The 26840-nt window shown below is 65.6% G+C and carries 20 protein-coding genes and 1 tRNA gene; 7 read left to right on the top strand and 14 right to left on the bottom strand.

The window, feature by feature from the left end:
- Positions 1-477: 477 nt before the first annotated feature.
- From HD841_RS03915 to cyoA, 5 genes are all read right to left on the bottom strand, one after another.
- Positions 478-1764: an NAD(P)/FAD-dependent oxidoreductase gene (locus HD841_RS03915; RefSeq protein ID WP_179507551.1), complete on the bottom strand. Its 1287-nt coding sequence runs from the start codon at positions 1762-1764 to the stop codon at positions 478-480.
- A 543-nt stretch (positions 1765-2307) separates the two neighbouring features.
- A complete protein-coding gene (gene cyoD, locus HD841_RS03910) occupies positions 2308-2685 on the bottom strand; it encodes a cytochrome o ubiquinol oxidase subunit IV (protein WP_179507550.1) in 378 nt (125 codons plus the stop codon).
- On the bottom strand, positions 2682-3320 hold the full coding sequence (gene cyoC / locus HD841_RS03905; RefSeq protein WP_179507549.1) for a cytochrome o ubiquinol oxidase subunit III: 639 nt from the start codon (positions 3318-3320) through the stop codon (positions 2682-2684). The genes cyoD and cyoC overlap by 4 nt, the downstream gene beginning before the upstream one ends.
- A gap of 1 nt (position 3321) precedes the next feature.
- On the bottom strand, positions 3322-5319 hold the full coding sequence (gene cyoB / locus HD841_RS03900) for a cytochrome o ubiquinol oxidase subunit I (protein ID WP_179507548.1): 1998 nt from the start codon (positions 5317-5319) through the stop codon (positions 3322-3324).
- Positions 5320-5342: 23 nt separating this feature from the next.
- Positions 5343-6689: a ubiquinol oxidase subunit II gene (cyoA, locus tag HD841_RS03895; protein WP_373562920.1), complete on the bottom strand. Its 1347-nt coding sequence runs from the start codon at positions 6687-6689 to the stop codon at positions 5343-5345.
- Here cyoA and HD841_RS03890 point away from each other — a divergent pair.
- Both HD841_RS03890 and HD841_RS03885 read left to right on the top strand, forming a co-directional pair.
- A complete protein-coding gene (locus HD841_RS03890; RefSeq protein WP_179507547.1) occupies positions 6679-8010 on the top strand; it encodes an MFS transporter in 1332 nt (443 codons plus the stop codon). The two genes, cyoA and HD841_RS03890, sit on opposite strands and share 11 nt — an antisense overlap.
- 959 nt (positions 8011-8969) lie before the next feature.
- Positions 8970-11150 carry a putative bifunctional diguanylate cyclase/phosphodiesterase gene (locus HD841_RS03885; RefSeq protein ID WP_179507546.1) on the top strand — a complete coding sequence of 727 codons (2181 nt, stop codon included), beginning with the start codon at positions 8970-8972 and terminating at the stop codon, positions 11148-11150.
- A gap of 334 nt (positions 11151-11484) precedes the next feature.
- Here HD841_RS03885 and HD841_RS03880 read toward each other — a convergent pair whose 3' ends face one another.
- Entirely contained in the window at positions 11485-15135 is a 3651-nt protein-coding gene (locus HD841_RS03880) for a PAS domain S-box protein (RefSeq protein WP_179507545.1), read from the bottom strand.
- 56 nt (positions 15136-15191) lie between these two features.
- Between HD841_RS03880 and HD841_RS03875 the strand changes: the two genes are divergently transcribed.
- Together HD841_RS03875 and HD841_RS03870 are read left to right on the top strand one after the other, a co-directional pair.
- The gene (locus tag HD841_RS03875) at positions 15192-15812 is read left to right on the top strand and encodes a hypothetical protein (protein WP_179507544.1); all 621 of its coding nucleotides are present in this window, start codon (positions 15192-15194) and stop codon (positions 15810-15812) included.
- Positions 15809-16222 (top strand): hypothetical protein, encoded by a 414-nt coding sequence (locus HD841_RS03870; RefSeq protein WP_179507543.1) that lies wholly within the window; start codon positions 15809-15811, stop codon positions 16220-16222. The genes HD841_RS03875 and HD841_RS03870 overlap by 4 nt, the downstream gene beginning before the upstream one ends.
- A gap of 466 nt (positions 16223-16688) precedes the next feature.
- On the opposite strand, the gene HD841_RS03865 is transcribed toward HD841_RS03870, so the two are convergent.
- Both HD841_RS03865 and cpdR read right to left on the bottom strand, forming a co-directional pair.
- Positions 16689-16763 (bottom strand) — tRNA-Val (locus HD841_RS03865).
- 45 nt (positions 16764-16808) lie between these two features.
- The gene (cpdR, locus tag HD841_RS03860; RefSeq protein WP_179508085.1) at positions 16809-17186 is read right to left on the bottom strand and encodes a cell cycle two-component system response regulator CpdR; all 378 of its coding nucleotides are present in this window, start codon (positions 17184-17186) and stop codon (positions 16809-16811) included.
- Positions 17187-17283: 97 nt separating this feature from the next.
- Between cpdR and HD841_RS03855 the strand changes: the two genes are divergently transcribed.
- Positions 17284-18138 carry an N-formylglutamate amidohydrolase gene (locus tag HD841_RS03855; RefSeq protein WP_179507542.1) on the top strand — a complete coding sequence of 285 codons (855 nt, stop codon included), beginning with the start codon at positions 17284-17286 and terminating at the stop codon, positions 18136-18138.
- A 185-nt stretch (positions 18139-18323) separates the two neighbouring features.
- Here HD841_RS03855 and HD841_RS03850 read toward each other — a convergent pair whose 3' ends face one another.
- From HD841_RS03850 to HD841_RS03840, 3 genes are all read right to left on the bottom strand, one after another.
- A complete protein-coding gene (locus HD841_RS03850; protein ID WP_179507541.1) occupies positions 18324-18872 on the bottom strand; it encodes a cytochrome b in 549 nt (182 codons plus the stop codon).
- 342 nt (positions 18873-19214) lie between these two features.
- Positions 19215-19976 carry a SapC family protein gene (locus tag HD841_RS03845; RefSeq protein ID WP_179507540.1) on the bottom strand — a complete coding sequence of 254 codons (762 nt, stop codon included), beginning with the start codon at positions 19974-19976 and terminating at the stop codon, positions 19215-19217.
- A 54-nt stretch (positions 19977-20030) separates the two neighbouring features.
- On the bottom strand, positions 20031-21464 hold the full coding sequence (locus tag HD841_RS03840) for an FAD-binding oxidoreductase (RefSeq protein ID WP_179507539.1): 1434 nt from the start codon (positions 21462-21464) through the stop codon (positions 20031-20033).
- A 64-nt stretch (positions 21465-21528) separates the two neighbouring features.
- Here HD841_RS03840 and HD841_RS03835 point away from each other — a divergent pair, with 64 nt between their 5' ends.
- On the top strand, positions 21529-21990 hold the full coding sequence (locus HD841_RS03835) for a hypothetical protein (RefSeq protein WP_179507538.1): 462 nt from the start codon (positions 21529-21531) through the stop codon (positions 21988-21990).
- A gap of 356 nt (positions 21991-22346) precedes the next feature.
- On the top strand, positions 22347-23834 hold the full coding sequence (locus HD841_RS03830; protein ID WP_179507537.1) for a DEAD/DEAH box helicase: 1488 nt from the start codon (positions 22347-22349) through the stop codon (positions 23832-23834).
- A 284-nt stretch (positions 23835-24118) separates the two neighbouring features.
- On the opposite strand, the gene HD841_RS03825 is transcribed toward HD841_RS03830, so the two are convergent.
- The 3 genes from HD841_RS03825 to HD841_RS03815 form a co-directional block, all read right to left on the bottom strand.
- Complete coding sequence (locus HD841_RS03825) at positions 24119-24736, bottom strand: glutathione S-transferase family protein (RefSeq protein WP_179507536.1); 618 nt, start codon at positions 24734-24736, stop codon at positions 24119-24121.
- A gap of 14 nt (positions 24737-24750) precedes the next feature.
- Positions 24751-25605, bottom strand: a complete 855-nt coding sequence (locus tag HD841_RS03820; RefSeq protein ID WP_179507535.1) for a dienelactone hydrolase family protein — start codon at positions 25603-25605, stop codon at positions 24751-24753.
- 436 nt (positions 25606-26041) lie between these two features.
- The gene (locus HD841_RS03815; RefSeq protein WP_179507534.1) at positions 26042-26722 is read right to left on the bottom strand and encodes a cell cycle transcriptional regulator TrcR; all 681 of its coding nucleotides are present in this window, start codon (positions 26720-26722) and stop codon (positions 26042-26044) included.
- Positions 26723-26840 lie beyond the last annotated feature (118 nt).

Here is a 26840-nt window from a genome sequence, read left to right as displayed (position 1 = left end):
CACCGGCCATCCAGCCGAGATCTCACGACACGGTTTCAAGGTTCACGACCGCCGCTCGATCGGCTGCGGCTGAGATGCTCACTGCCTGAAGTCTCCAGCCGCGTGGAACGCGTCCCGCCACTTGTGCTGCGGAGCCTTATTGGGGGAAAAAAGGTCGGCACGATGGCCGACCTGAGTTTAGGAGAGGATGCTTGAAAGGCGACATCATGCTGCGCCCGTGAAGATCGTTTCGCAAGTGCAATATAGAAGATTTAGATAGCCGAGCATGTTGCGTAAGCCAGTTCCGACGCGTATTACTTTAAGTTAATCTAGGCTTTCTATGCGGTTATCGCGGATGCACATCGGTCGACAACAAGAACAAACGGTGGACGTTAATGCATCGATGTACCATTCAGTGAGTGTAAAAACGCTTGAACCGTGAGCAGCCAATCCAGCAAGACATAAATATCTTGAAAAGGCCGCCTCTATAATGGAGGGTCATTGTTCGCCATCAGAAAATTCTGAAGGTCGATGCATCAAGGCACCCCGGCCAGTCAGAAGCCGAGCACCCCGACCATAGGTAAACCATGCCCAAGACCAATTTGCGTAGACCATGAGCCTGCTTCGGAAATCGACGAGGAGCATCAGATGCACCATCGACCATGCCACCCACGCGAAGAGGCCCTTGAGTTGGAAGCTTCCGAAATCCGCCACCGCCCGGGACCGCCCTATCACCGCCATCGTTCCCAGATTTCGGTACCGGAACGACGGCGGCGCCGCGTGGCCGCCGATACGGGCGGCGATCAGCTTGCCGACGTAACGGCCCTGCTGCTTCGCGACGGGAGCAAGGCCTGGTAGCGGCCTGCCCTCTTCGGTGCGAAAGCTGGCGACATCACCGATGGCGTACACACCCGGTCGACCGGGCACGGAGCAATCGCCCGCCACCTCGACGGCACCATTTTCGGCCGCGTCGGATCCAAGCCATTGCGCCGCGGGCCGGGCCTGCGTACCCGCGCACCACAGAACCGTTTCAGCCGCTATCCGCTCGTCACCTAGCACGATCCCGCCCGTATCGACTTGGGTAACGGCCTGGCCGAGCCGAACGTCGACGCCAAGCGACCGAAGCGCGTCGGTCGCGTACTCTGGCAGTCGACCCGGGAATGTGCTCAGGACATGGGCGCCGGCCTCGCACAGAACGATGCGCGCAGATTTGGGATCGATGCGCCTGAAGTCCCGAGCAAGGGTGGTTCTCGCCAGTTCCGCAATGGTGCCTGCCAGTTCCACCCCTGTCGCCCCTCCGCCGACAACGACGAACGTCAACAGTTGCCGGACCGTCTCGGGATCGTCGCACTGTTCCGCGCGCTCGAACGCCGCAAGCAGCTTCTCGCGAATCGATAATGCATCCTCCAGCGTCTTGAGCGCCTGCGCGTGCGCGGCCCATTCGTCGTGCCCGAAGAAGCTGTAGGCCGCCCCTGTCGCCAGCACCAAATAGTCGTAAGCCACCGCGCGGCCATCCGAGAGAAGGACGTTTCGGGACCCGGCATCCACGCCTGTGACATCGGCCATCAGGACGGTCGTCGAGGCGTTGCCTCGAAGCAGGACGCGGCTGGCCGTTGCAATGTCCGCTGGAGAAAGCGCGGCAGTCGCGACCTGGTAGAGCAGCGGTTGGAAGAGATGGTGGTTGGTGCGATCGATTACGATCACATCCGCAACCGTTCCACGAAGCGCCTTCGCGGCCGCCATCCCGCCAAACCCGGCACCGACGATCACGATCCTTGGACGCATTGCATCTCCCCTTCACGCGATATTCGGCACACCGCGCCTAGCGAAATCGCTATTCGGCGCGGCGAGCTATGACGACACAACGTGCGGGAGGCCGCCCCGCCCCGTCGGGTAACGGATTTTGCGGGGGATACGGAACGCCCTATGAAACGGCCCACTCGGCATCCACGATCTCACCGCGCCGAGCGACCACTGCGATTGCGCCGCCGAGGCCGCCGAACCCCGCAGCTCCGCCAGGTATCCTCAAGAAGTGGATGATCCCCGGCACGGGACGATGGCAGCAACGGCCGAGCGCCCACCTGCATCCGCATTCATATGCAACGCTCGCGCGATAGGGCGACGAGGTGGCGACACACGACCGCTCGCTTCGATGAAGGAGACAGCTCGATATCGGCGATCCTCCGTCCAACGTCCCAGCAGTCCCTGGGATCAAGGTCCGCTCCGGGTGGGTACGGACGTCAGACGGCACCCAGACGGCTGAATGGGCGGACTTCACATCCGCTACAGAAGTGACGAGGTGCGGAGTGCCTCAACCAATGTCTCCGCCTAACGTACGGCCCCCACCGCGCCTCCATGCATCGGCATCATGTTCGTGTTGAGGTGATACATCACCCAGACCGACCCGCCGATGGTGAGCACGACGATGACCGCCGTGAAGAGGAAGGCGAGAAGCGTCCAGCCACCCTCCGAGCGCGTATCGACGTGCAGGAAGCATACGACGTGCACCACGATCTGGATCATCGCCATGGCGAATATCAGCAGCGCGGTCGTCTGTGTGTCATGCAGCACTCCCGAGATCACCAACCAGAACGGTATGATCGTCAAGAGTATCGATAGGATCGTGCCGATCCTGTAGCCGGGCCGACTGCCATGTCCGTGGGGCCCGTCATGCGCGTGCAACGCGGGATCAAGGGAGGTGCTCAACGGAGAACTCCATACAGATAGACGAAGGTGAAGACACCGATCCAGATGATGTCGAGGAAGTGCCAGAACATCGAGAGGCACATGAGCCGGCGTTTAATCGGCAGGCTGAGCCCGTGTCTGCCGATCTGGACGAGCATGGTGCCAATCCATATGAGACCGACGGCGACGTGTGCGCCATGTGTCCCGACGAGCGTAAAGAACGCCGACAGGAAGGCGCTACGCTGAGGCCCCGCCCCCTCCGCGATCAGGTGCGCGAACTCGTAGAACTCGATGGCGAGAAACGCCGCGCCGAGCAGTCCGGTGACGGCAAGCCAAAGGCGGGTCGCCCCGACCCGCCCAGCCTCCATGTGGGGCATCGCCTGCCCGAAGGTGATCGACGAGGCGAGGAGGAAGGCGGTGTTGATCGCGACGAGCTTCAGGTCGAAGATCTCGCGCGGTACCGGGCCCCCCGCATATCCGGTACTCACGACGCCGTACATCGCGAAAAGCGAGGCGAAGATGAGCGCGTCGCTCATCAGGTAGATCCAGAAACCGAGCAGGGTGGCGCCATTGCCCCCGTGGTCGTGATCCTCCTCTTCAGCGAGGTGCCAAGTCGTGGCCGGGCCGACGCCCGGCTGTAGGGCTTGATCATTCATGTCAGATCCCCTCGGCGAACGGCAGACGCTTGGCTTCGGTCCGCTCGACGTCGTCGGCCGGAATGAAGTAGTCACGCTTCATGTTGAACGTGTGTCCAACAGCGACCACGACGAGTCCGACGAAGCAAAGCGCGGCCGACCACCAGATGTACCAGACCATCGAGAAACCGAGGGCGAGCGCGAGGCCCGACAGGATAACGCCGGCACCGGTGTTGCGCGGCATGTGCACCGGGCGGAATCCCGCGGCAGGACGCTCGTAGCCGCGCTGCTTCATGTCGTACCATGCGTCGAGATCGTGAACGACCGGCGTGAAGGCGAAATTGTACGCAGGCGGCGGTGAGGTCGTAGACCACTCCAGCGTTCGCCCGCCCCAAGGATCGCCGGTCGTGTCAGCCAGCTCGTGACGCTTCACGAAGCCCATGACGATGCTCATCACGAAGCCGAGGATCCCGACCAGGATGACGACGGCGCCAATCGCCGCCACGATGAAATAGGGCTGGAGCGAGGGGTCGTCGAAGTGGTTCACCCGACGCGTGGTGCCCATCAGACCAACGATGTAGATCGGGGTCCACGCGATCCAGTAGCCGGCGACCCACCCCCAGAACGCGACCTTGCCCCAGAACTCATCGAGCTTGAAGCCGAACGCCTTTGGGAACCAGTAGACCATGCCCGCGAACAGGCCGAAGACGACGCCCCCGATGATGGTGTTGTGGAAGTGCGCGACCAGGAACAGCGAATTATGCAGCACGAAGTCGGCCGGCGGGATGGCGAGCAGAACCCCCGTCATGCCACCGACGGTGAACGTCAGCATGAACGCAACGACCCACATCATCGGCAACTCGAAGCGGATGTCGCCCTTGTACATCGTGAAGAGCCAGTTGAAGATCTTGGCGCCGGTCGGGATAGCGATCACCATCGTTGCGATGCCGAAGAAGCTGTTGACGCTTGGTCCCGCCCCCATGGTGAAGAAGTGGTGGAGCCAGACAAGGTACGACAGGATCGTGATGACGACCGTGGCGTAGACCATCGATGAGTAGCCGAAGAGGGGCTTGCCCGAGAAGGTGGCCGTGATCTCCGAATATATGCCGAAGGCCGGCAGGACCAGGACGTAGACTTCTGGGTGCCCCCATATCCACACCATGTTCCAGTACATCATCGGCGCACCGCCGAGCTCGTTGGTGAAGAAGTTGGTCCCGACGTAGCGGTCCAGCATCAGCAGGAAGAAGGCGGCGGTCAGCGCCGGGAAGATGGCGATGGCCAGCACGTTCGAGCAGAGGGCGGTCCAGCAGAACACCGGCATCTTCATCATCGTCATGCCGGGCGCACGCATCTTCACGATGGTGGCCACCATGTTGATCGCCGACAGCGTGGTGCCGACCCCCGCGATCTGGAGGGACCACAGATAGTAATCGACGCCGGTGTCCGGACTGTACGCCAGCTCCGACAACGGCGCGTAACCAAGCCATCCCGTGCGCGCGAACTCGCCCACGAACAGCGACACCATGGTGAGGATCGCACCGGCTGCGGTCAGCCAGAAGCTGAGGTTGTTGAGGAAGGGGAACGCGACGTCGCGAGCGCCGATCTGCAGCGGCATGACGAAGTTGATGATGCCGACGACGAGCGGGATCGCGACGAAGAAGATCATGATCGTACCATGCGCGGTGAAGATCTGATCGTAGTGGTGGGGCGGGAGGTACCCGGGGTTGGCCCCGAAGGCGACCGCTTGCTGCGCACGCATCATCAGCGCGTCGGAGAAACCGCGCAGCAGCATGATGATCGCCAGTATGATGTACATGACGCCGACCTTCTTGTGATCGACGCTCGTGAACCACTCCTTCCAGAGATAGCCCCAGAGTCTGAAGCGCGTGATCGCGCCGACGATTCCGAGACCGAGCAGGGATACGACGACGAAGGTCGTGAACAGGATCGGTTCGTGGATCGGGAAGGATTCCCATGTCAGACGTCCGAAGATCGTCTTGAGCAGGCTGTTGTCGGTCATGTTAGTCCCGATTTGGCTGGCTATCAGGCCCGTGCGGCACGATATGCGCCGAGGGTTAGTATGGGGTCGAGCGCCGACATGTCGCGGTTGCGCGGATCGCCGGGCTTCCGCTCGCCCGGTGGGGCGGTAGACCCCTTGGGCTTGGTCACGTTGGGTCCCGACCCCTTCTCCTCCGGCGCCTTCCGCAACGCCGGCGTCGGCTTCTCGCCGTCGGGAGCGGTATTGCGACCCATTGGCATCCCGCTACCGATCCGTCCGTCGGCAGGGTCGCCGCCGCCGCGCATCATGTCGCCGGCCATGACATCGGCCATGCACGGCTTGCCCGGCGCGACGCAGCCGTTGAGCGCCCGATCGAACAGCCCAGCCGACACGGTGGCGAAGTGCATCACCGGCACCTTCTCGCTGGGCCGCTCCAAGGCGAGGTAGCTCTCTGGCGCAAGAGCGCCTCGCCCGCTCACCTTCACAGACGCGACCCAAGTTCGAAAGTCGCCCGGCGTCAGCCCACGCAGTCTGAAGCGCATGTCGGAATAGCCGCGGCCGGTGTAGTTGCCGGAGTAGCCCCAGCTCTCCCCCGGCCTGTTCAGAACGGCGTTCAACTGCGAACGCATGCCCGGCATGGCGTAGATCATTCCCGCCATCGTCGGCGCGTAGAAGGTGTTGAACTGACCGGTCGACGTGATCGAGAAGCGGACGGGAACATCCACCGGAAGCGCCAGCTCGTTCACCGTGGCGATCCCGAGATCGGGATAGATGAAGAGCCACTTCCAATCGAGCGCGACCACCTGCACATCTAGCGGACGGGTGCCCGCCGGCACCGGGCGGCCCGGCGCGAGCCTTTCGAGCGGTCGAAAGGGATCGAGCAGGTGCGTGCTCGTCCAGGTGACGGCGCTCAGAGCGATGATGATCAGCAGCGGGATCGACCAGATCGCCAGCTCGAGCGTGGTCGAGTGGTCGAAGCCGGGATCATACGTCTTGTGACGATTTCCGCGGCGATACCGCCAGGCAAAGAGCACCGTCATCGCCATGACCGGCACGACGACGAGGAGCATTATGCCCGTCGAGAACAGGATGAGGTCCCGCTGCTGCGCGGCGATGTCACCCGTGGGGTTCATGACGACCATGTCGCAACCGCCCAGGAGCATCGTTGCGGCGATGATCGAAACGCGTGAGGCCCTTCGGGCGATGAATGATCCTGCTATGCGCATGGCCGGTCGATAGCCTCGCCCGCCTCGTCCGCATTTGACGACGGTCAAAGTCTCGCCGTTTGGCACGGGGTAGACGAAGTCGACATTGGCCGCCTCGCCGGTCCGTCGCGTGAAGCCGCGACGGCGGCATGCGGTGGAAACGAAGGGACGACGGATGGTGGCCACGACCCTCGAGGCAGGCAATTCAACGCAGCTGGAGCGAGACGCCCGGCTGATCAATGCGCGCGATCACCAGATACGTCCCGGCGAAATCGCCGTCGGCGTGATCATCGGTCGATCCTCGGAGTTCTTCGATTTCTTCGTCTATGCCATCGCTTCGGTGCTGGTGTTCCCATCCCTGATCTTCCCGCAGTTGGACGCGCTCACCGGTACGCTCTGCTCCTTCGCGATATTCTCCTTGGCATTCGTGGCACGTCCCCTCGGTGCCCTCGCGTTCATGTGGCTGGACCGGCGGCATGGACGCGGCGTCAAGCTGACGGTGGCGATGTTCCTTCTGGGAGGGTCCACCGCTGCGATGGCCTTCCTGCCGAGCCATGCGCAGTTGGGCGGCGGAGCCGCGGTGCTCCTAGCGCTCTTCCGCATCGGTCAGGGTCTGGCGCTGGGCGGCACTTGGGACGGCTTACCATCGCTCCTCTCGCTGAACGCGCCTTCGGATCGGCGGGGCTGGTTCGCGATGATTCCCCAACTCGGCGCACCAATCGGCCTCCTCGTGGCGACCGCCGTGTTCGCGTTTCTCCTTTCCACGCTTTCGTCTGCGGACTTCCTGGAGTGGGGCTGGCGTTATCCCTTCTTCGTGGCCTTCGTCATCAACGTCGTCGCGCTCTTCGCTCGCCTTCGCCTGATCTCTACTCCGGAGTTCGAACGGCTCTACGAAAGCCGCGAACTGCAGCCCTCCCCGCTCGGCCAGCTGCTCCGCGACGAAGGCAAGGTCGTTGCCGTCGGCGCCTTCGCACCCTTGGCAAGCTTCGCCCTCTTCCATCTCGTCACCGTCTTTCCGCTCTCATGGTTCGTCCTGACGTCCGGTGAGCCGCCTGTGCGCTTCCTATTCATCGAACTGGTGGGTGCCGGCGTGTGCCTGATCTCGGTGGCGCTGTCGGGCGTGATCGCCGACCTCATCGGTCGCCGCAAGCTGCTGGGCGTCTCCGCCGTCCTGATCGGAGCGTTCAGCGGGTTCGCACCGCAGCTCCTTGGCCAAGGCCCGGCGGGCGAATGGGTCTACATGGTGCTCGGATTCGTCCTCCTTGGTCTGTCGTTCGGGCAGTCGTCAGGCGTCACGAACGGTCGCTTCAGTCCCCGCCATCGGTACACCGGGGCTGGGACGACCGCGACGGCGGCATGGTTCATCGGCGCCGGCTTCGCTCCTCTCGCCGCGCTGCTTCTCGCAAGCCGCTTCGGCCTAATCGCCGTCGGCGCCTACCTTCTTTCAGGCGCCCTCTGCACGCTTGCGGCGCTATGGCTCGACCGGGGCGGCAGCCGGACGAACTGACGGCTCCGGGCAGAGAAGGGCAAAGCAATCTGGTAGTAACGCACGGAACATGCTTCTCGGCTTGGCGTCACGAACACCGATCCCGATCGGCGAAGGGCGTTGGATCCAGAGCGATCTGGGCCCGCCAGCGCGGAGCGGGCCCGCCGATCCTCAGGCATGACGTTCCGATACCCCCTCCTCACAGCCGCTGCGCCGGAAAGTCAGTCGGCCCGGTCAGACGGAGCCGATCGTGGATCCGGCCCACCCCTATCAGCTGCGTCCAAGGCCGCGCTGACGAGGGCGGCGACGGCGCTCCAATCCAACGCGTCAGCCTCCGCCAGTGCATCCTCCAAATGCTCGCGTAGCCTCTGCTCCGGTTGCAACGTGCGCTGCGGCATCGCGGCAATAGAGCATAAGGTCGTCTCGTGGACAATGCCGCGTCAGCCGTCAGGACGGCCTTCAATCGCCAGAACACGTCGCTTCGTCCTGCTCGCCAAAGAAGGGCCGGCGTGCGGCGCCATGCAAGGTCTCGTGTCCAATCATCGCGACCGAAGACCAACATCCAGAGATAAGCCCATCACCGGGGATGGGCTTGACGCAATGCCCACCGCAGCATTGATTGCAGCGTAGGAGCTTGGCAACAGGTCTGCGAAACAGCCGCGTAGGCATCGTACGCCGCGGGCACACGGGCATCATCTCGTCGATACCGGGGGGGCTGGCACCGGCAGCGATTTGAACGCCGGTCCGCCATAGAATAGCCGGCCAGCGCCGAAAACGCTTGTCGCCGCATCATGTCGGCTGGGTGACAGCGCCGTCACTCAAGTGCGTAGCGATTACCCGGTTTTACGTGACGCGGTTTCGATCAGAATGAAACGCGCGCCCGTCTGGTTCAAGCACTTGGAATTTCTGGGAATCGTCCGTGCACCTAGGCAATCCTTAACGTTCCCCGAGGTAAGCGTCCGACCGAGGATACCGACCTTATGCAATCTGCCCCTCATCTCTTCAACGAAGACGCCCGCCTCGCCGCGCTGGCGGAGTATCACCTGATGTCGGACGATCCTTTGGTCGATGTTCAGGACATAGTGCAGCTTGCCGTACGTACTTTCGACGTCCAGATCGCGCTGGTGTCGGTTGTCGAGCGTGATCGCCAGGTCTTCAAGGCCCATGTCGGCATAGAGGTATGCGAGACGAGCCGAGAGGCCTCCTTCTGCGCACATGCGATTACCCTTCCCGCGGAGGAGATGCTGGTCATCCCCGATGCATTGCTGGACATCCGCTTCGTCGGCAATCCGCTCGTCACCGGAACGCCGAACATCCGCTTCTACGCCGGCGTACCCCTCCGATCACCATCGGGACACGCGATCGGAACCTTGTGCATCATCGACTCCCGGCCGCGGTCCCGCTTCACGGCGGACGACCAGGAGCACCTTCGCACCCTCGCCGCCATCGTCCTCGACAGGTTGGAGGTGCGACGGCTTGCTGCCAGTGGACGGGAGGACCGTTCCCGCTTCGAGCATATAGCGGCAACCTCTCCCGACGGCATCATGTGCGCCGACGGCCGCGGCATCATCACCTTCTGGAATGGAGCCGCGGAGCGACTGTTCGGCTACACCGCTACCGAGGCCGTTGGCGCGGACATCTCCCTCATCGTTCCGCCGCGCATGCGTGCTGGACACAACGGCGGGTTCGCCCGTGTGGCCGCCGGCGGAGAAACCCGCCTGGTGGGCACTACCGTCCAGTTGGATGCGGTTCGAAAGGATGGCATCGAAATTCCGATCGAACTTTCCCTCTCGATGTGGCGGGAAGGTTCCGGTTCCAGCTTCGGCGCAATCGTCAGAGACATGAGCGAGCGCCGCCGAAACGAACTGAGGCTCTTCGATCTCGCGCATCGTGACAGCCTCACCGGGCTTCCAAACCGCACCGTCCTGATGAGCCGCATATCGGACTGCACGGTGGCTGGGGAAGCTGCGGCGGTGCTCATGATCGATCTGGACGGCTTCAAGCTCATCAACGACACGCTTGGCCACACTTCCGGTGACTCACTGCTCCGCGAGGTGGCGTCTCGACTCGAATACGCGGCGCTGCCGACCGACACCGTCGTCCGGGTCGCTGGGGACGAATTCGCCATAGTCATGTCCACGCGACCGAGGCTGGACGCCGTGGCCGCTTTCGCCGACCGGCTGATCGAACAACTGGCGCACCCCGTCTTGATAGATGGCGAAACGGTCCACGTCGGTGCCAGCATCGGTATCGCCCTGTTTCCCGATCACGGCAGCCATGGCGAGGATCTGCTCGCAGCGGCGGATCTCGCGATGTACCAGGCCAAGGCGGAGGGACGAAGCTGTCATCGCTTCTTCCGACCGGCGCTGCGCGAGGCGGCGCGTCATCGCCGGGCTTTCGAAGGTGAGATACGAGGCGGGCTCGATCGGGGCGAATTCAAGCTCTTCTATCAACCGCAGGTCCGTCTTACCGACGGCTCTATCCAGGGCGTCGAAGCCCTGCTGCGTTGGGATCATCCCTGCGAAGGGCTGCTCACCCCCGATCGCTTTCTCACCTCGATCGAATCAAGCCTGCTGGCCGCCGAGATGGGACGCTGGGTGCTGGATAGAGCCTGCGCGGACGTCGCGATTCTTCGTGGTCGTTGGTCCGACCTCGTGGTTGGAGTGAACCTCTTCGGAGCACAGTTCCGGGCGGGCAACATCGGTGAAGACGTTCTCCGGTGCCTTGAAAGCCATGCACTTCCCCCCGAAGCCTTGGAGCTGGAGATCACTGAGAACATAATCCTGCGCCACGACGAGACCATGCTGCAGCCCCTTGTCCAATTGCGGTCGCTGGGCGTAGGGATCGCTTTCGACGATTTCGGCACTGGGTACGCATCCCTGAGCATGTTGAAGCGGTACCCCCTGTCGCGGATCAAGATCGATCGCAGCTTCATACAAGACATCTGTCACGATCATGCCGACGCGACCATCGTCACAACGCTCGCGTCCTTGGCTCACGGTCTCGGTCTCGAGGTCATAGCCGAAGGCGTCGAGACCGAGGAGCAGCGCGCAATGATCCTGGCTTGCGGATGCAACGTCGTGCAGGGGTATCTGTACGGCAAGCCGGTGCCACGGGACGAACTGCTGGCCGAACTCGGAGGATCGACCAAGGCGGCCTAGACCCCGGTTCGAGCCGCCGTGTCGGACGTCAGGCGTGCGCGAGCTGGCGGGTACGATGCCCACCTCGTCGTGCGACGTCGATCATGGGCACGCCCAGGGACGACCCCGCCGCGACCGACAAGGCAATTCGTCCCCCCGGGGGGGGGTGTTCCCGAGGTTCGTCTGACGACCGGTCCGGGCTCGATTACACGATGTGCCGATCCGGTTCTCCCCTGCAGCGCCTGATGAGCCAGTCACGCGACCCCGGACAATGATCAGGGACCCGTCTTGGTCTAAATGCTCGATCACCTTCGGCACGGCGGCAAACATGGCACACGACACGCGCCGGTGCGGATCAGGCGCGACGAGCTTCGAGTATGGTCCGGATCCGGGCGGCAAGCGCGTCGATCGCGAACGGCTTGGTGATCATCTCCATGCCTGGTTCGAGGAAGCCGTTCGCGATCGCGGCGTTCTCGGCGTAACCCGTCATGAAGAGGATGTTCAGGTCTCGGCGTCGCTCCCGCGCGAAGTCGGCCAACTGTCGGCCGTTCAAGCCCGGCAGGCCGATGTCCGTGACGAGCAGATCGATGCGAACGTCCGACTCCAGTAGCTTCAGCCCTGATGGTCCATCCACCGCTTCGAGGGCACGATAGCCAAGCTCCTCCAGCACATCGACGACCAGAGCGCGCACCGCCGTCTCGTCCTCGACCACCAGCACAACCTCACCGTGCTCGGCCCTGTGCTCGTCCCCGAGGCATACCGGCAGAACCTCGCTAACGTCGCCTTCGCCGTAATGACGGGGCAGGTAGAGCTTGAACGTCGTCCCCTTGCCGACCTCCGAGTAGATCTTCGCGTAACCTTCCGACTGGCGTGCAAAGCCGTAGATCATCGATAATCCGAGCCCCGTCCCCTGGCCCATCGGCTTCGTGGTGAAGAAAGGCTCGAACGCCTTCTGGATCGTGTCGGCGGTCATTCCCACACCGGTATCCGTCACGCACACGCATACGTACTGACCCGCCTTCACCTCTGATTGCCGCGCGGAATAGGCGTCATCGAGATGAGCGTTGCAGGTCTCGATGGTGAGCGTACCGCCTCCAGGCATGGCATCACGCGCGTTGATCGCCAGATTGAGCACAGCGCTTTCGAGCTGGTGGGGATCGCAAAGGGTCTGCCAGAGCCCCCCGGCCGTGACGATTTCCAATCGCACGCCCTCACCGATGGTACGACGGAGGAGTTCCTCCATGCCCGTGACGAGCCTGTTCGCGTTGGTGGGCTTGGGATCCAGCGGCTGACGACGTGAAAAGGCTAGAAGCCTATGTGTCAGAGCGGCGGCCCGGTTGGCGGAGGTTACGGCAGCGGTTGCATACCGCTCGATCCGGTCGGTCTCGCCTTGGGCAATGCGCCGCTGCATCATGTCAAGCGATCCGATGACCCCAGTCAGCAGATTGTTGAAGTCATGGGCGATACCGCCGGTCAGCTGCCCCACCGCCTCCATCTTCTGCGCCTGCCGAAGCTGCTCCTGCGCCTGCTCCAGTTCAGCCTGCGCCTTCCGTTCTCCCTCGACATCGCGGGCGACGGCATGGATGAAGCTCTGGTCCGGCACCGCCGTCCAGGAGAGATGACGGTATGAACCGTCCTTATGCCGATAGCGGTTCTCGAAACGCAGCGTCGTCAGCCCGTCGGACAAGGCCGCGACCTCATCGAGAGTGCTCTCACGATCGTCGGGATGAACGAGGTCCAGGAACGCTCTGCCGATCAGATCGTCCTCGGACCACCCGAGAAGCGTCGCCCAGGCCGGATTGACCGCTGTGATGGTGGCGTCGAAACGGGCGACCAACATGAGGTCGGTCGACAGGCGCCACATGCGGTCGCGGTCCGCCGTGCGCTCCGCAACCTGCGTCTCCAACGTATCGTTCAGTCGTGTAAGGGCCAGCTGCGCCCGCTTCTGAGCGGTTATGTCGATCACCACGAGGATTGCGGCGGCAAGCGTGCCGCCCTCGCCGGCCAAGGGAACACCGCTGACCCGGAGCCACGTATCGCCATCGGACGTGCGGTGAAGGAACTCGGTGCCGGCAGTCGCCTCCCCGCGAAGAGCACGCGCTCCCGGATATTGGGAGCGCGGAAGCGGTTGGCCGCGTTCGTTCCAGCTCACCCACTGCCGATCGACATCAGGCAGACGCGAGGGCAGGATCCCATCCGGCAGAAAGCGCTGGTACGCCGGGTTCGACAGGAGGACGTCGCCTGCCGGGGTGAGGAAGCAGACACCGACGGGCAGGCTTTCGATGAGCGTCGCCAGGCGGGTCCGCTCCTCGGAGAGCCTCGCCTCGCTTTCACGCAGACGTTCCTCGGCCTCCTTCCGCTCCGAGATGTCTATGGATGAACCGACGAGCCCCACTATCACGCCGTTCGCGTCACGAAACGGCGCCTTGGTAGACAGCCAGGTCGCGCGGCTGCCGTCGGGTCGACTGACCGCCTCCTCGATCATCTCGACGCGATCCTCCGCCATGATGCGGGCGTCGTTGGCCATGACGGCCTCGGCTTCCGCCATGTCATTCAGGAATTCGGCATCGGTCCGACCTATGATCTCGGACTTTGGTCTCCCCACGAGCTCGATCGTTCCGCGGTTGGCGGCGAGCATCCGTCCGGCCACGTCCTTCGCGTACACGACGCCAGGGACGGCTTCCATCACGGCTTCCAACAGCGTGTTGGCGCGCCTGATGGCCTCCTCCGCCTCGCGTCGCTCATCTATGTCGACGACGAAGCCCACGTACCCCAAGTATGCGCCGTCGGGACCGAAACGGGGGTTCGCCGCATCTATGGCCCAGCGATATGCACCGTCTGCCCGACGCAGCCGATACTCCGCCTTGAACGGCGACTGGGCCAAGTTCGAATCGATGAAGGCGCGTTCGGCTGCAGCCCTGTCGTCCGGGTGAGTCGCGTCTAGCCAGCCAAATCCGAGCGCGTCCGCCTCACTCTGACCCGTGAATTCGTACCAGCTTCGATTCAGATAGGTGCAGTAGCCATTCGGTTCAGTCACCCACATCATCACCGGCGTGCTGTCGGCCATGTTGCGGAATCGCGTCTCACTGTTGACGAGCTCCGCCCGGGTACGTTCGAGTTCCTCCGCCCGCTGGCGCTGCTCCGTCTCGTCACGGGCGATCTTCAGAAAGCCCGCGGGAAGATCGCCCTCGGCGGCGATCGGGTGGGTCGATCCGTTCATGAACACGCGTGAACCATCCGCGCGCACGTGCCAGCGGACGTCCGCGGCGCAACCTTCTGCCAGCGCCTCTCGAGCCTCCTCCAAAGGAACGCCTGCAGCGCGATCCTCGGGCGTGAATATGTCGTCAAGCGAGCGGCCTATCGCCTCCTCCTGAGACCAACCGAACGTCGCGTACGCACCAGCCGACCAACTCGTGATCCGGCGCTCCCCATCCGTGGCGATGATGGCGTAATCACGCGCACTGTCGAGGATGAGGCGAAGGCGTCGTTCGCTTGCGGATGCAGCTTCAAACCTGCAATCCCGCTCTTCAACCGCTCTCCGGAGCTCCAGCTGGGCCATGACCTGCCGGGCGAGCACGGCCAGCGTCCGCTGCTGCAGATCGGTCAACTGCCGCGGTCGGTGGTCAAGCACGCAAAGCGTTCCGATCGGGAAGCCGTCACCGCTCTTCAGGAGCGCTCCGGCATAGAAGCGGATGTGCGGCTCGCCCACGACAAGCGGATTGCATTCGAACCTCGGATCCGCGGCCGCGTCGGGAACGAGGAGAAAATCCTCTTCCAGGATTGCCTTGGCACAGAAGGAGCTGTCCAACGGAGTTTCGCGAACGCCGAGGCCCACCTCGGCCTTGAAGAACTGCCGCCGGTCTCCGATCAGATTGACGACCGCGATCGGAACGTCGCAGAGGCTGGCCGCCAGCTCCGTTATTTCGTCGAAGGTCGGCTCCCGCGGCGAGTCCAGCACATCGTAGCGGCTCAGTGCCTCCAGCCGCCGCTCTTCCCATTCGCTCATATTCATCATGTCAGCAAAAGAACCCCGATCGGACCTATAAGAGACTTCGCGAAGGTATGCCACCATTCGACCGAACAAGGCGCAGACAGGACCCACTCGACCTCAACGACGTCAGCCATGCTTTAGAGGTCGGATCGCCGCTTGGCTGTCGCAGGCGGCTGCGATCCCCAGGATACCAGCAGCATGCGACCACCTTCGGCCGCACCGCCGGCGTTCTCGGCCTCTCCAGCGATGGCAACGGTTTCGTCACCGGAGGTGGCGGCTTCATCGACACGACGCATCGGGGCGTGGTCAGCGTCGTCCTCGAAGACGAGAGCGGGCGCCATTCGACCCAGGAGCTGCCCTCCGACATCTCCGTCCTACAGGACGGCATCGTTCGCCTGGATCAAGTGAACGGCAGGATCATCGCCGCCACGAACCTCACCGGCCGTCAGAACGCGATGGTTCTGCTTGGCCCTTCGGGCTTCATCGAGGCCGCATCCTTCACGAGGATGCACGGCGCCCTCATGATCGCCACCGTCCTGATGGCAGGACAGACTCTATCGCCCCGCCCCTTCCTCGGCCTGACGATGACGGCCGCCCTCGCGTCACTACCCATCCTTCGCTTCCGGCGAATCCGGATGCTGCGACGTCAGCGCGCCGAGTTGAAGGACTACATGATCGAGGTGATGTCGTGATCCTCCTAACCGTCATCCTTCAGACGCTGCCGGTACCGCCGTTCTCCCGGATCACAGACTGGCAGCCATTTCCGATCCAGCGGACACCGGAAGGCGGCTTCTACGATCGCGCATCCGCCACCCGCAGGGGTGATGTCGTCACCGCCTGGGTCAGGTTCGTCAACGTCGAGCTGAAGGGCTTGAACACGGCGGCGCAGCAAACCGACGCCCATATGGAGGCGGACTGCCGGACGCCACGGATGCGCATGATGGCCTACCGCGTCGTCCGCCCCGACGGATCGACCCTCCAGCTCCGCAAGGCTCCGCCTGGCGAAATGGAATGGCATGAAATGCGGTTGGGCATGCGAGGCTACGACGTCGTAGCGGGACTATGCAGCCGCATCGGGAAATCCTTGCCGACCGGACGCTAGAATGGATCCGCCGAGCATCGAGCGTCGCGACGATCCTCGACGCCCCCGGGGTGGTGGCACCGATTTGGCATAGGACGGGCGCCCAGGTTGAACGTCGCGACCCGGCGACCGCCCGACCATGCAATGTGGCGCTGGCCAGCCTAGGGGTGCACGAAACCCGTTTGAGTGATCCGTCTTCTCGTCGAAAGGACGTCGAGCACGGTGTCGCGGCACGAACCTGCGATCTACGAAGCATGGAAGGCGCGCCTGGAGCGCTCCCTGCTACGCCGCAAGCCCGCGGCTGACACATGTCCCGCCGAAGCCGTTGATACTTTAATCCCGCGTGGATCCGACGGTGGCAGTCGGCACCGGCGTGGTGCAGCCCATTCATGTGCCTTACCGCGGTTTTACCGCAGCCGAGGTGCCTTAGGGTCAGCCCCGAAAAAGCAAAAACCCCGCTAAGCCATTGGCCTAGCGGGGTTTTCGATGGTGGGCGTGGCAAGGATTGAACTTGCGACCCCTGCGATGTCAACACAGTGCTCTACCACTGAGCTACACGCCCGCCGGAGGTGGCCCATTAGCCGGGCTTTTCCGGGCTGGCAAGCGGTCAATTCAATCCGGTGGCACTTCCCGTCTCGAAAACGCGATCCACCTCGGCGACGAGGTCGCGCAAATGGAAGGGTTTGGACAGCACGCGCGCATTGGGCATCTCGCGCCCGGCCTTCAGCGTCACCGCGGCGAAGCCGGTGATGAACATCACGCGCAGCCCCGGCACCAGCTCGGCGGCGCGGCGGGCGAGCTCGATGCCGTCCATCTCCGGCATGACGATGTCGGTGAGCAGTAGGTCGAACGATTCGGTTTCGAGCAGCGGCATCGCCGCCGTGCCGCGATCGACCGCCGCCACGGCATAGCCGGCGCGCTCCAGCGCGCGGGTCAGATATTCGCGCATGACTTGATCGTCTTCGGCCAGCAGGATTCGGATCATCGCCTTGTCGGTCTCCATTCGCGCGCTGGTGCTATGATCCGCAGATGTGAAGATTTCCAGCGCGCCGAACGCGGGAACGCGGTAGGACGTGCCATAGATGGACGCATCGTTCGACACGATCGGCGGGATCGACCGCGACGGCGCGCCGCTCAGCCCGGTGGTCCTCTCGGTGCCGCACGCCGGTCGCGACTATCCCGCGGCGCTGCTCGGCGCGTTGCGCGTGCCGGCGACCGTGCTGCCGGTGCTCGAGGATCGGTATATCGATCACGTCGCGCTTGCCGCCCGCCGGCTGGAGACGATGCTGCTCCAGCGGCGCGCCCGCGCCTGGATCGACCTCAACCGCAGCGAATCAGACCGCGACCCGCGCGTCGACGACGGCGTCCGCCCGCACAGCCAGCCGATGCCGTCGGCCAAGGTGCGCAGCGGGCTGGGGCTGGTGCCGCGCCGCGCCGGGGCGGCGGGCGACCTGTGGCGGCGCCGGTTCAGCGCGATCGAGATCGCGGCGCGCATCGCGCAGGATCACCGCCCCTATCACGCCGCGCTCGCCGCCGCGCTCGCCGCGGCGCAGGCGCGCTTCGGCGTCGCGGTGCTGCTCGACGTGCATTCGATGCCGCCGCTCGGCGACCACGCCCGCATCGTGTTCGGCGACCGGTTCGGCCAGGCGGCGGCGCCGCGCTTCGTCGCGCGGCTGGAGGCGGAGGCGGCGCGCGCCGGCGTCCGCGCCGCGCTCAACACGCCCTATGCCGGCGGCTATATCCTCGAACGCCACGCCGCCCCGGCCCGCGGCATCCACGCCATCCAGATCGAGTTCGACCGCACGCTCTATCTCGATGCCGCGCTCGATCGCCCCGGCCCCGGGCTGGCCGATGTCGCCGCGCTGCTCGGGCGGATGATCGCGGCAAGCGCGGACGAGGCGCTCGCCGGCGACCCGATCGCGCTCGCCGCGGAATGACATAAAAAAACCACCCCGTGCATGAAGCACGGAGTGGCCAAGGTTCAGGGAGGAGACACACTGAAAGTGTGTCATACGGGCCCGCGAAAGGGGGGACACGAGCGCCGTACTTTCATAAAATAGTCGAGCGCCCGATTGGTTCAACCCCCGCCCCGCCAGCCGTTCTTTTTTTCCGGCGAGATCGTTTACTTACCGAGCACCGGCGCGATCCGCACCAGGACCGAATCGCGCAGCAGCAGATGGTGGCGCAACGCCGCGGCGACGTGCAGCACGACCAGCGCCGCCATCAGCCAGCCGAGCAGGCCGTGCGCGTCATGGCCGAGGTCCGCAGCACCGCTGCCGACCGGCAGCAGCGGCACGTCGAACAGGCCGAACCAGCTCAGCGGTTGCCGCGGTCCGGGCCCGGGGCCGGACACCATCAGCCAGCCGGACAGCGGCATCGCGATCATCAGCAGATAGAGCGTGAGGTGCGTGGCATGCGCCAGCCCCTTTTCCCAACCGGGCGTGCCGGCGGGCAGCGCAGGCGGACGATGCGTCAGCCGCCAGGCGACGCGGCCGGCGGTCAGCACGAGCACGGCGATGCCGATCGCCATATGCGCGCCCATCAGCCGGCGCAGCACCGGGACCGCCTCATGGCCGATGCCGATGATCAGGTTGAAGACGACCAGTGCCGCGATCGTCCAGTGGAAGGCGATCGCCACCCGCGAATAGCGTTCGCCGCTTCGGTCGGTCATCGCATCACCCCTTGCTGCCGGCGCGACACTCCACCCGCGCCCGCCGGGGGTCAAGCCATGGCGAGGGCGGAGGATTGTTGGAGCCGGAGCAATGCCAGGACGCCCGTCACGCCGGACGCGGTCCGCGGTCCAGCGAGCCACGGGCGACCAGTGCCGCCTTGAGCGGCTCCCCCCGCCGCAGGGTGGACCCCGGAACCAGTCCGGGGTGACGGCAGGGACTGTGGAACAGGCTGGTCGCAAGCCAGCCAGCCTGCTTATGCATCAAGTCCCATGCCCCGGACACGACACGGGCGGGACTCGCGTCATGCGATCCCGCCCGTGCGATCGATCCGAGCCTGTGGATCAGCCGAGCTGCGGCTGCGGCACCTTGTTCTGCTGCGCCTGGCGGCCGAAAATCTCGCGCATCAGCGACAGCGAGAAGAGGTGCGCGTAGAGCAGTGGCAGCATGCCCGACTGCGACATCTTGCGCAGCTGGTCGCCGCGCAGGCCGGCCAGCTTCTCTTCGTTGATCATCTGGAAGCCGCGATAGACGAACGGCGGCTGGTTTTCGTCGACCTGGATGGTGACCTCGCCGTCCATCAGCAGCTCCTGCTCGCGCAGCTCGTTCATGAACGCCTGCGTGCGTGCGCCGGCCTGTTCGAACTGCTCGGCGAAGTCGAGGATCGCCTTGGTCACCTGGCTCGGCTGGCCGTTCTCGAACAGCGGCTCGCCGTCGTCATAGGCACCGAGCGCTTCCGAGGTCGGGTCGAAGCACAGCGACAGCTCCTCGGCGTCCGGACGCAGCCGCGCGAGCATATAGGGATAGCGGCGGACATAGGCCGGCACGTAGAAATTGGTCTCGGTCAGCTTGCCGTCGTCGCCCATGAAGACGTTGACGCCCTCGTTGAGGCCCATCAGCGCGAGCGGGATGGCATCGTCACCGACCGAGAAGACGATCGGCATGTGACGCTGCACCAGCGGGAATTCGTCGGTGGTGATCGGAATGGCGTGCTGGCCGACGAGGAACGGCGCGCTGTCCTGCTGGCGGATGCGCCAATTGGCATGCGTCTCGCTCGAGAGCGGCTCGAGGCCGTTGTAGAACAAAGGAAGCGGCGCACTGGCCATGGGAACTCTCTCCGTGGTGGATAGTTTGCGGCACAGCCGCTCGCTGCGGCTGCTCTATTGGGCCGCAGCCGAGGGTGCAAGCGCCACGAGCTTGCCCGGGTTGAGGATGCCGAGCGGGTCCATCGCCGCCTTCACCGCGCGCAGCGCGGTCAGCCGCGCCGGCGACGACAGCCGCTCCAGCTCGTCGCGCTTCATCTGCCCGATCCCGTGCTCGGCCGCGATCGAGCCGCCCGCCGCGATCACCAGATCGTCGACGAACCGTGTCACCACCGGCACTTGCTCGGCATACCAATGCGCCGGATCGGTGCCTGCCGGGCTGCGGACATGGAAATGGATGTTGCCGTCGCCGAGATGGCCGAAGCCGCTCGCGTGACAGCCGGGAAAGCGCGCCTCGCACGCCGCCGCCGCCTCGATCATGAAGCGCGGCATCGTGTCGACCGGCACCGACAGGTCGTGCTGCGACGCCGGCCCCAGCGCGCGCTCCGAATCGGAGATCGATTCGCGAATGCGCCAGAAGTCCGCCGCCTGCGCTGCAGTCGCGGCGATCGTCGCATCGGCGATCAGCCCGTCTTCGAGCGCCGCACCGAGCAGCCGCTCCATCAGCGCATCGCCCGCCGGGTCGGTGTGTTCGATCAGCAGATGCCAAGCGGCCTCCGCCGTCACCGGCGCGCGCAGGCTCGGCACATAGGCGAGCACCGCGGCAAGCGACTCGCGCGGCAGGATCTCGAAACTCTCCAGCGCCTCGGTCGCCTCCTGGAATTGGCGCAGCAGCGTCAGCGCCGCCTGTGGATCGCGCACCGCTGCCCAGGCGGTCGAGCGCACCGCCGGCACCGGCACCAGCCGCAGCGTCGCCGCGGTGACGACGCCCAGCGTCCCCTCCGCCCCGACCAGCAATTGCGTCAGGTCGTAGCCGCGATTGTCCTTCTTCAGCGGCGCCAGCCCGTCGTGCATGCTGCCGTCGGCGAGCACGACCTCGACGCCGGCGACCAGCCCGCGCATCGATCCGAAGCGCAGCACCTGCGTGCCACCGGCGTTGGTCGACACCAGCCCGCCGATCGTCGCATTGCCCTTGGCGCCGAGCGTCAGCGGGAAGCGCCGATCGACGGCGAGCGCGGCATCGTGCAGGTCGGACAGGATCACCCCCGCCTCCGCCACGGCGAGGCCCGCCGCGGCATCGACGCGCCGGATCGCGGTCATGCGGCGCAGCGACAGGATCAGCGCCGATCCGTCCGCCGGCGGCGTCGCACCGCCGACCATCGAGCTGTTGCCCCCCTGCGGCACCAGCGGCACGCGATGCTGCGCGGCGGCGGCGACCACCGCGGCGACCTCGGCGGTCGATCCCGGCGCGAGGATCGCGGGCGCGGCGCCATGGAAGCGCCGCCGCCAGTCGATCAGCCAGGGCGCGATGGCATCGGGATCGGTGACGATCCCCTTGCGCCCGAGCACGGGAGCGAGCGCGTCGAGCACGGCGGTCTGCGCAGGTGTCATGCCGCGTCCGCTAGGCCAAGTTCATCGCCCGTTCAACGATCCGGGCTAAGGGGCGACGCCTGACATGCTGCATCCCGCGCTTCCCATCCTGCTGCTCGCCGTCGCGGCGCCGATCGCCGCGTCGCGCGACGCTGGCGCTGCGCCGCCGCTCGACGGCACGGTGCTGGCGCAGATGACGATCCACGAACGCGTCATCATCCGGCTGCCGCGGATGGCGCCGGCGCGCCGTGCGCCGATCCCCTCGCCGACCCGCTACAAGGAGAAGAAGGGGCCGAAATGCGTCGCCGCCGCCGATCTGGGCGGCGCATTGATTCAGGTGCCCGGCGCGGTCGATCTGGTGATGAGCGGCGGCAAGCGGCTGCGCGCACGGCTCGACAAGGATTGCGGCCCGCTCGATTATTACGAGGGCTTCTACCTGCGCCCCGCCGTTGACGGCCAGGTCTGCGGCGGCCGCGACGTGATCCGCATGCGCTCCGGCGCGAGTTGCGGCATCGCCACGTTCAAGACGCTGGTCCCGGCGAAGTAGACGAGTCCCCCGCACGGGCGGGGATATCGTTCGTGTGAGCCGGCCCGCATGCCAAGCCCACCCCGTCACCCCGGATTTGTTCCGGGGTCCACCGGGCCGCAGGCGAACGGTGCCGCCTCAAGCCTTTCGCCTCGCCGCAGAGTGGACCCCGGAACGAGTCCGGGGTGACGGATAGGGGAAGGAAACCGATCGAGCCTCATCGTCGCAGCCTTATGCGCGCCCCTTTGCCAGCGCGGGAGGCATGGGACACACCACCCAATTCTTGACTTTTGCGGCCAAATCCGCAAGCGCCAGCCACAACGGCCTCGCGGGCGTGCGTGACCGTCTTATCCGGACCTTTGCATGAGCCCTATGGCATGAGCTTCGCCGACCTCGGCCTTTCCGACGAACTGCTCAAAGCGGTCACCGACGCCGGCTATACTGAGCCGACGCCGATCCAGGCGTCGGCGATCCCCTCGGTGCTGATGATGCGCGACCTGATCGGCATCGCACAGACGGGGACGGGCAAGACCGCCGCCTTCGTGCTGCCGATGATCGACATCCTCGCCCACGGCCGCAGCCGCGCGCGCATGCCGCGCTCGCTGATCCTCGAGCCGACGCGCGAGCTCGCCGCGCAGGTCGCCGAGAATTTCGAGAAATACGGCGCCGGCACCAAGCTCTCGATGGCGCTCCTCATCGGCGGCGTGTCGATGGGCGACCAGATCAAGGCGCTCGAAAAGGGCGTCGACGTGCTGATCGCGACGCCGGGCCGCCTCATGGACCTGTTCGGCCGCGGCAATATCCTGCTCACCGGCTGTTCGATGCTCGTCATCGACGAGGCGGACCGGATGCTCGACATGGGGTTCATCCCCGATATCGAGGAAATCTGCACCAAGCTGCCCAAACAGCGCCAGACCCTGCTCTTCTCGGCGACGATGCCGCCGCCGATCAAGAAGCTCGCCGACAAGTTCCTCGACAATCCCAAGATGATCGAGGTGTCGCGCCCCGCCTCGACCAACCTCAACATCAAGCAGTTCCTCGTCCCAGTCCCGGGCAATGCGATGAAGAAGCGCGAGGCGCTGCGCCAGTTGCTCGCCCAGGACGAGGTGCGCAACGCGATCATCTTCTGCAACCGCAAGACGACGGTGCGCGAGCTCAACAAGAGCCTCAAGAAGCACGGCTACAAGTCTGGCGAGATCCATGGCGACATGGAACAGGCACAGCGAATCGCCGAGCTCGACCTGTTCAAGGACGGAAAGATCAACATCCTCGTCGCCTCCGACGTCGCGGCGCGCGGCCTCGACATCAAGGGCGTCAGCCACGTCTTCAACTTCGACGCGCCGTGGCACCCCGATGATTACGTCCACCGCATCGGCCGCACCGGCCGCGGCGGCGCGACCGGCATCGCCTATACGCTGGTCACCAGCGAGGATGCCGAGAACATCCAGAATATTGAGAAGCTGACCGGCCAGAAGATCGACCGGCTCGACCTCGGCGCCGCCGCCGAGGCGGAGGCGCCCGCCGCCCCCACCGCCGCCGCAGCGGACGAGGAACCGCGCCGCGGTCGCCGCGACCGCACCACCCGTGGCGAGGGCCGCGGTGAGGGCCGCCGCGAGCGCCCCGCCCGCACGCCGGTGGTGGAAGCCGCGCCGGAGGTTGCCGAGGCGCCCGCACCGGTCGAGCAGCCGCGCCGCCAGCCCCGTCAGGAGCGCCGCCCGGAGCCGGAATTCGCACCGCCGCCGCGTCGCGACATCCGCCCCGCCGACGACCGCCGCCGCCCGCGCCGCGACGAGCGCGACGACGGCCCCGACGACGGCTGGAACGGCCCGATCCCCGAATTCCTCAACGCTGTGATCGGCGGCTAACCTTCAAGTCCTCCCCCGCTTTCGCGGGAGGGGAGTCGCAAATGGCCGAGGCGGCGAGGTTCGATCGGCTTTCTCATCGGCTCCGTCACCCCGGACTCGTTCCGGGGTCCACCCGGCTGCAAGGGAATGGTGTCGCCTCAAGCCCCTCTCCCCGCCGCAGGGTGGATCCCGGAACACGTCCGGGATGACGGAGCAGGATTGGAATCGGCGCGCGTCAACAAAACCGCCCCGCACCCGCAACCCGTGCGGGGTGACGGAGTGCGCGGGGCGACGTCAGCCCCTCTTCAGGCCGCCGCCGCGATCGCCGCGTCGTCCAGCGCCGCCGCGCGCCGATACCCGTCGCGCGCCATCAGCCGCGCGACGTAATCCGCGAACGCCGCATGCTTCGGCAGCGAGCCGAACTGCAACCCGAACATCACCTGCGCCCCGACATAGACGTCCGCCGCGGTGAACCGCTCGCCCGTGATGAACGGATGCGCCGCCACCGCCTGCTCCAGCACGCCGACGACGCGCTCGTAATCGCCATAGCCGACCATCCGCTGCTGCGCCTCGCTCGGCACGACGCCGAGCGACCGGTTGGTGAGCGCCGCTTCCACCGGTCCCGCCGCGAAGAACATCCAGCGGTAATAATCCGCCCGTTCATCGTCGCGCGGCGCCAGCCCCGCCGCCGGAAACGCCTCGGCGCAATAGGCGCAGATCGCCGCGCATTCGGTCACCGTCATGCCGCGGTGGACGATCGACGGCACCTTCGCCATCGGATTGACCGACAGATACGGCTCCTGCTTCATCGTCGAGGCGTAATCGAGCACCACTGTGTCATAATCGACGCCCGCCTCCTCGAGCATCCAGCGTCCGATCCGCCCGCGCGACTGCGGATTGGTATAGAAGGTCACCTCGGCCATCACGCATGCTCCCGTCAGAGATTCTTCGCGAACAGGTCGAGCATCCGCCCCCAGGCACGCTCGGCCTGCGGACGGTTGTAGACCTTGCTGTCGATCACGCACCAGCCGTGCATCGCATCGGCATAGACCTCGATCTCCGCCGGCCGCTTCGCCGCGGCGAACGCCTCGCGCAGCGCCACCTTGTCGTTCGGGCTGCGCGCATCGTCGTTGCTGGCGATCGCGATCAGATATCCGCCCGCAAGCTGCGGCACGAGCGTGTGCGGGCTGTCGGGCGCATCGCTGACCAGCCCCGCGCCGTGGAAGGACGCGCCGGCATGCACCCTCTTCGGCTGTGCCGCGGCGGTGCGCAGCACCATCGGCCCGCCCATACAATAACCCGCGCTGCCGACGCCCCTCTTCGTATCGACCTCCTTCTGGAGGTCGAGGAAGGCGAGAAACACCCGCGCGTCGCTGGTCGTCGCCGCCGCGGTCAGCGCGGCGCGCCATGGCATGATCCGGTCGCGCACCGCGGGCTGGTCGAACGACTCGCCCGGCTTAACGATCGGCGCCTTGGCCGAACGGTAGAATTGGTTGACGACGAGCACCGCATAGCCCGACTGCGCCAGCCGGTCCGCCATCGTGCGGAACGCCGGCCGCAGCCCCATGATGTCGGGCCACATCAGCACGGCGGGATGTCTGCCCGCGCGCGGCGCGGTGAAATAGGCGTCGCACTGCCCGTCGGGCGTGGTGATGACGACATCGCGCCCGGCGACCGGCTTGGCGTCGGCGGGGGCCGGCAGCACCATCGCCGCGCCCACTGCCCCGGCGGCCAGCCCGAGCTGCCGCCGCGTCAGCCGGGCGTTGTCCTTGACGGTGAGTTCGTCGCACATGCCTGCTCTCCCAATGCTTTGGGCGAGGCTAGCGCAGCGCGGGACTGCGCGCCAGTGAGCGCGCGCCACCCCGCCAAAACGCCATCGTCACCCCGGACTCGTTCCGGGGTCCACCCCGCGGCGAGGCGCGCGGCTGGAGGCTCTAGCGACAGGCTTGCGGCACGGTGGCCCCCGGAACACGTCCGGGGTGACGGGTGGATCGGGCAAGGCTCCGAACCTCTGCCTCAGGATCAGCGCTTGAACGAGCCCTAGACCAGAGCGCGCGTGCCACCCCCGCGAAAACCCCATCGTCACCCCGGACTTGTTCCGGGGTCCACTCCGCGGCGAGGCGCGCGGCTGGAGGCTCTGACGACAGGTTTGCGGCACGGTGGACCCCGGAACACGTCCGGAGTGACGGGGTGGATCGAGCGAGGCTCCGAACCTCACCCCGCCGGGATCAGCGCTTGAACGGGTCCTGGAACAGCGCCGCCGCGGCCGAGGCCGGGTCCTGGTCGGCCACGTCGACGCCGCGCGCCGCCGCGTCGCGCTCGGCGCGCAGACTGGCGATCAGCGCCTCGCGGTCGCCCTCCAGCCGCGTGTCGGTCGGCGCGGCCTCGTTGCCCGATGCCTTCGACGCCTTGGCCACCGCCGCGTCGAGTTCGCGCTGCGTCGTCAGGCCGAGCGTCACCGGGTCCTTCGGGGTGATGTTGCCGATGTTCCAGTGGCTGCGATCGCGGATCGCCGCGATCGTCGTGCGGGTGGTGCCGATCAGGTTGCTGATCGCGCCGTCGGTGATCTCGGGATGGTTGCGGATGATCCAGGCGATGCCGTCCGGCTTGTCCTGCCGCTTCGACACCGGCGTGTAGCGCGGGCCCTTGGTGCGGCGGACCTGCTCGGGGCCCTTGATCATCTTGAGGCGATAGGACGGATCGGCCTGCCCCTTGTCGATCTCCTCCTGCGTCAGCTCGTGCGCGCGGACGGGATCGCGCCCGGTCAGCTTCGAGGCGGCGGTATCATCGGCGATCGCCTGCACCTCGAGGATGTGGAGGCCACAGAAATCGGCGATCTGGTCGAAGGACAGCGACGTATTGTCGACCATCCAGGACGCGGTCGCATGGGGCATAAGGGGCTGGGCCACGGGTGAACTCCGTCGGAACTTTTGGGTCGGAAACAAATAGGGCCGCCCCTTACCGGAGCGGCCACGCCATAACCCCCTGTGTACCCCGCGCCGCCACGAAGGGCAACCCGAGTGTTCG

The organism is Sphingomonas melonis (assembly GCF_013409985.1).
In the GTDB taxonomy this organism is placed as follows: Bacteria; Pseudomonadota; Alphaproteobacteria; order Sphingomonadales; family Sphingomonadaceae; genus Sphingomonas; species Sphingomonas melonis_A.
The sequence above is the reverse complement of the archived record's forward strand: the minus strand, read 5'-3'. Positions and strand labels throughout refer to the sequence as shown.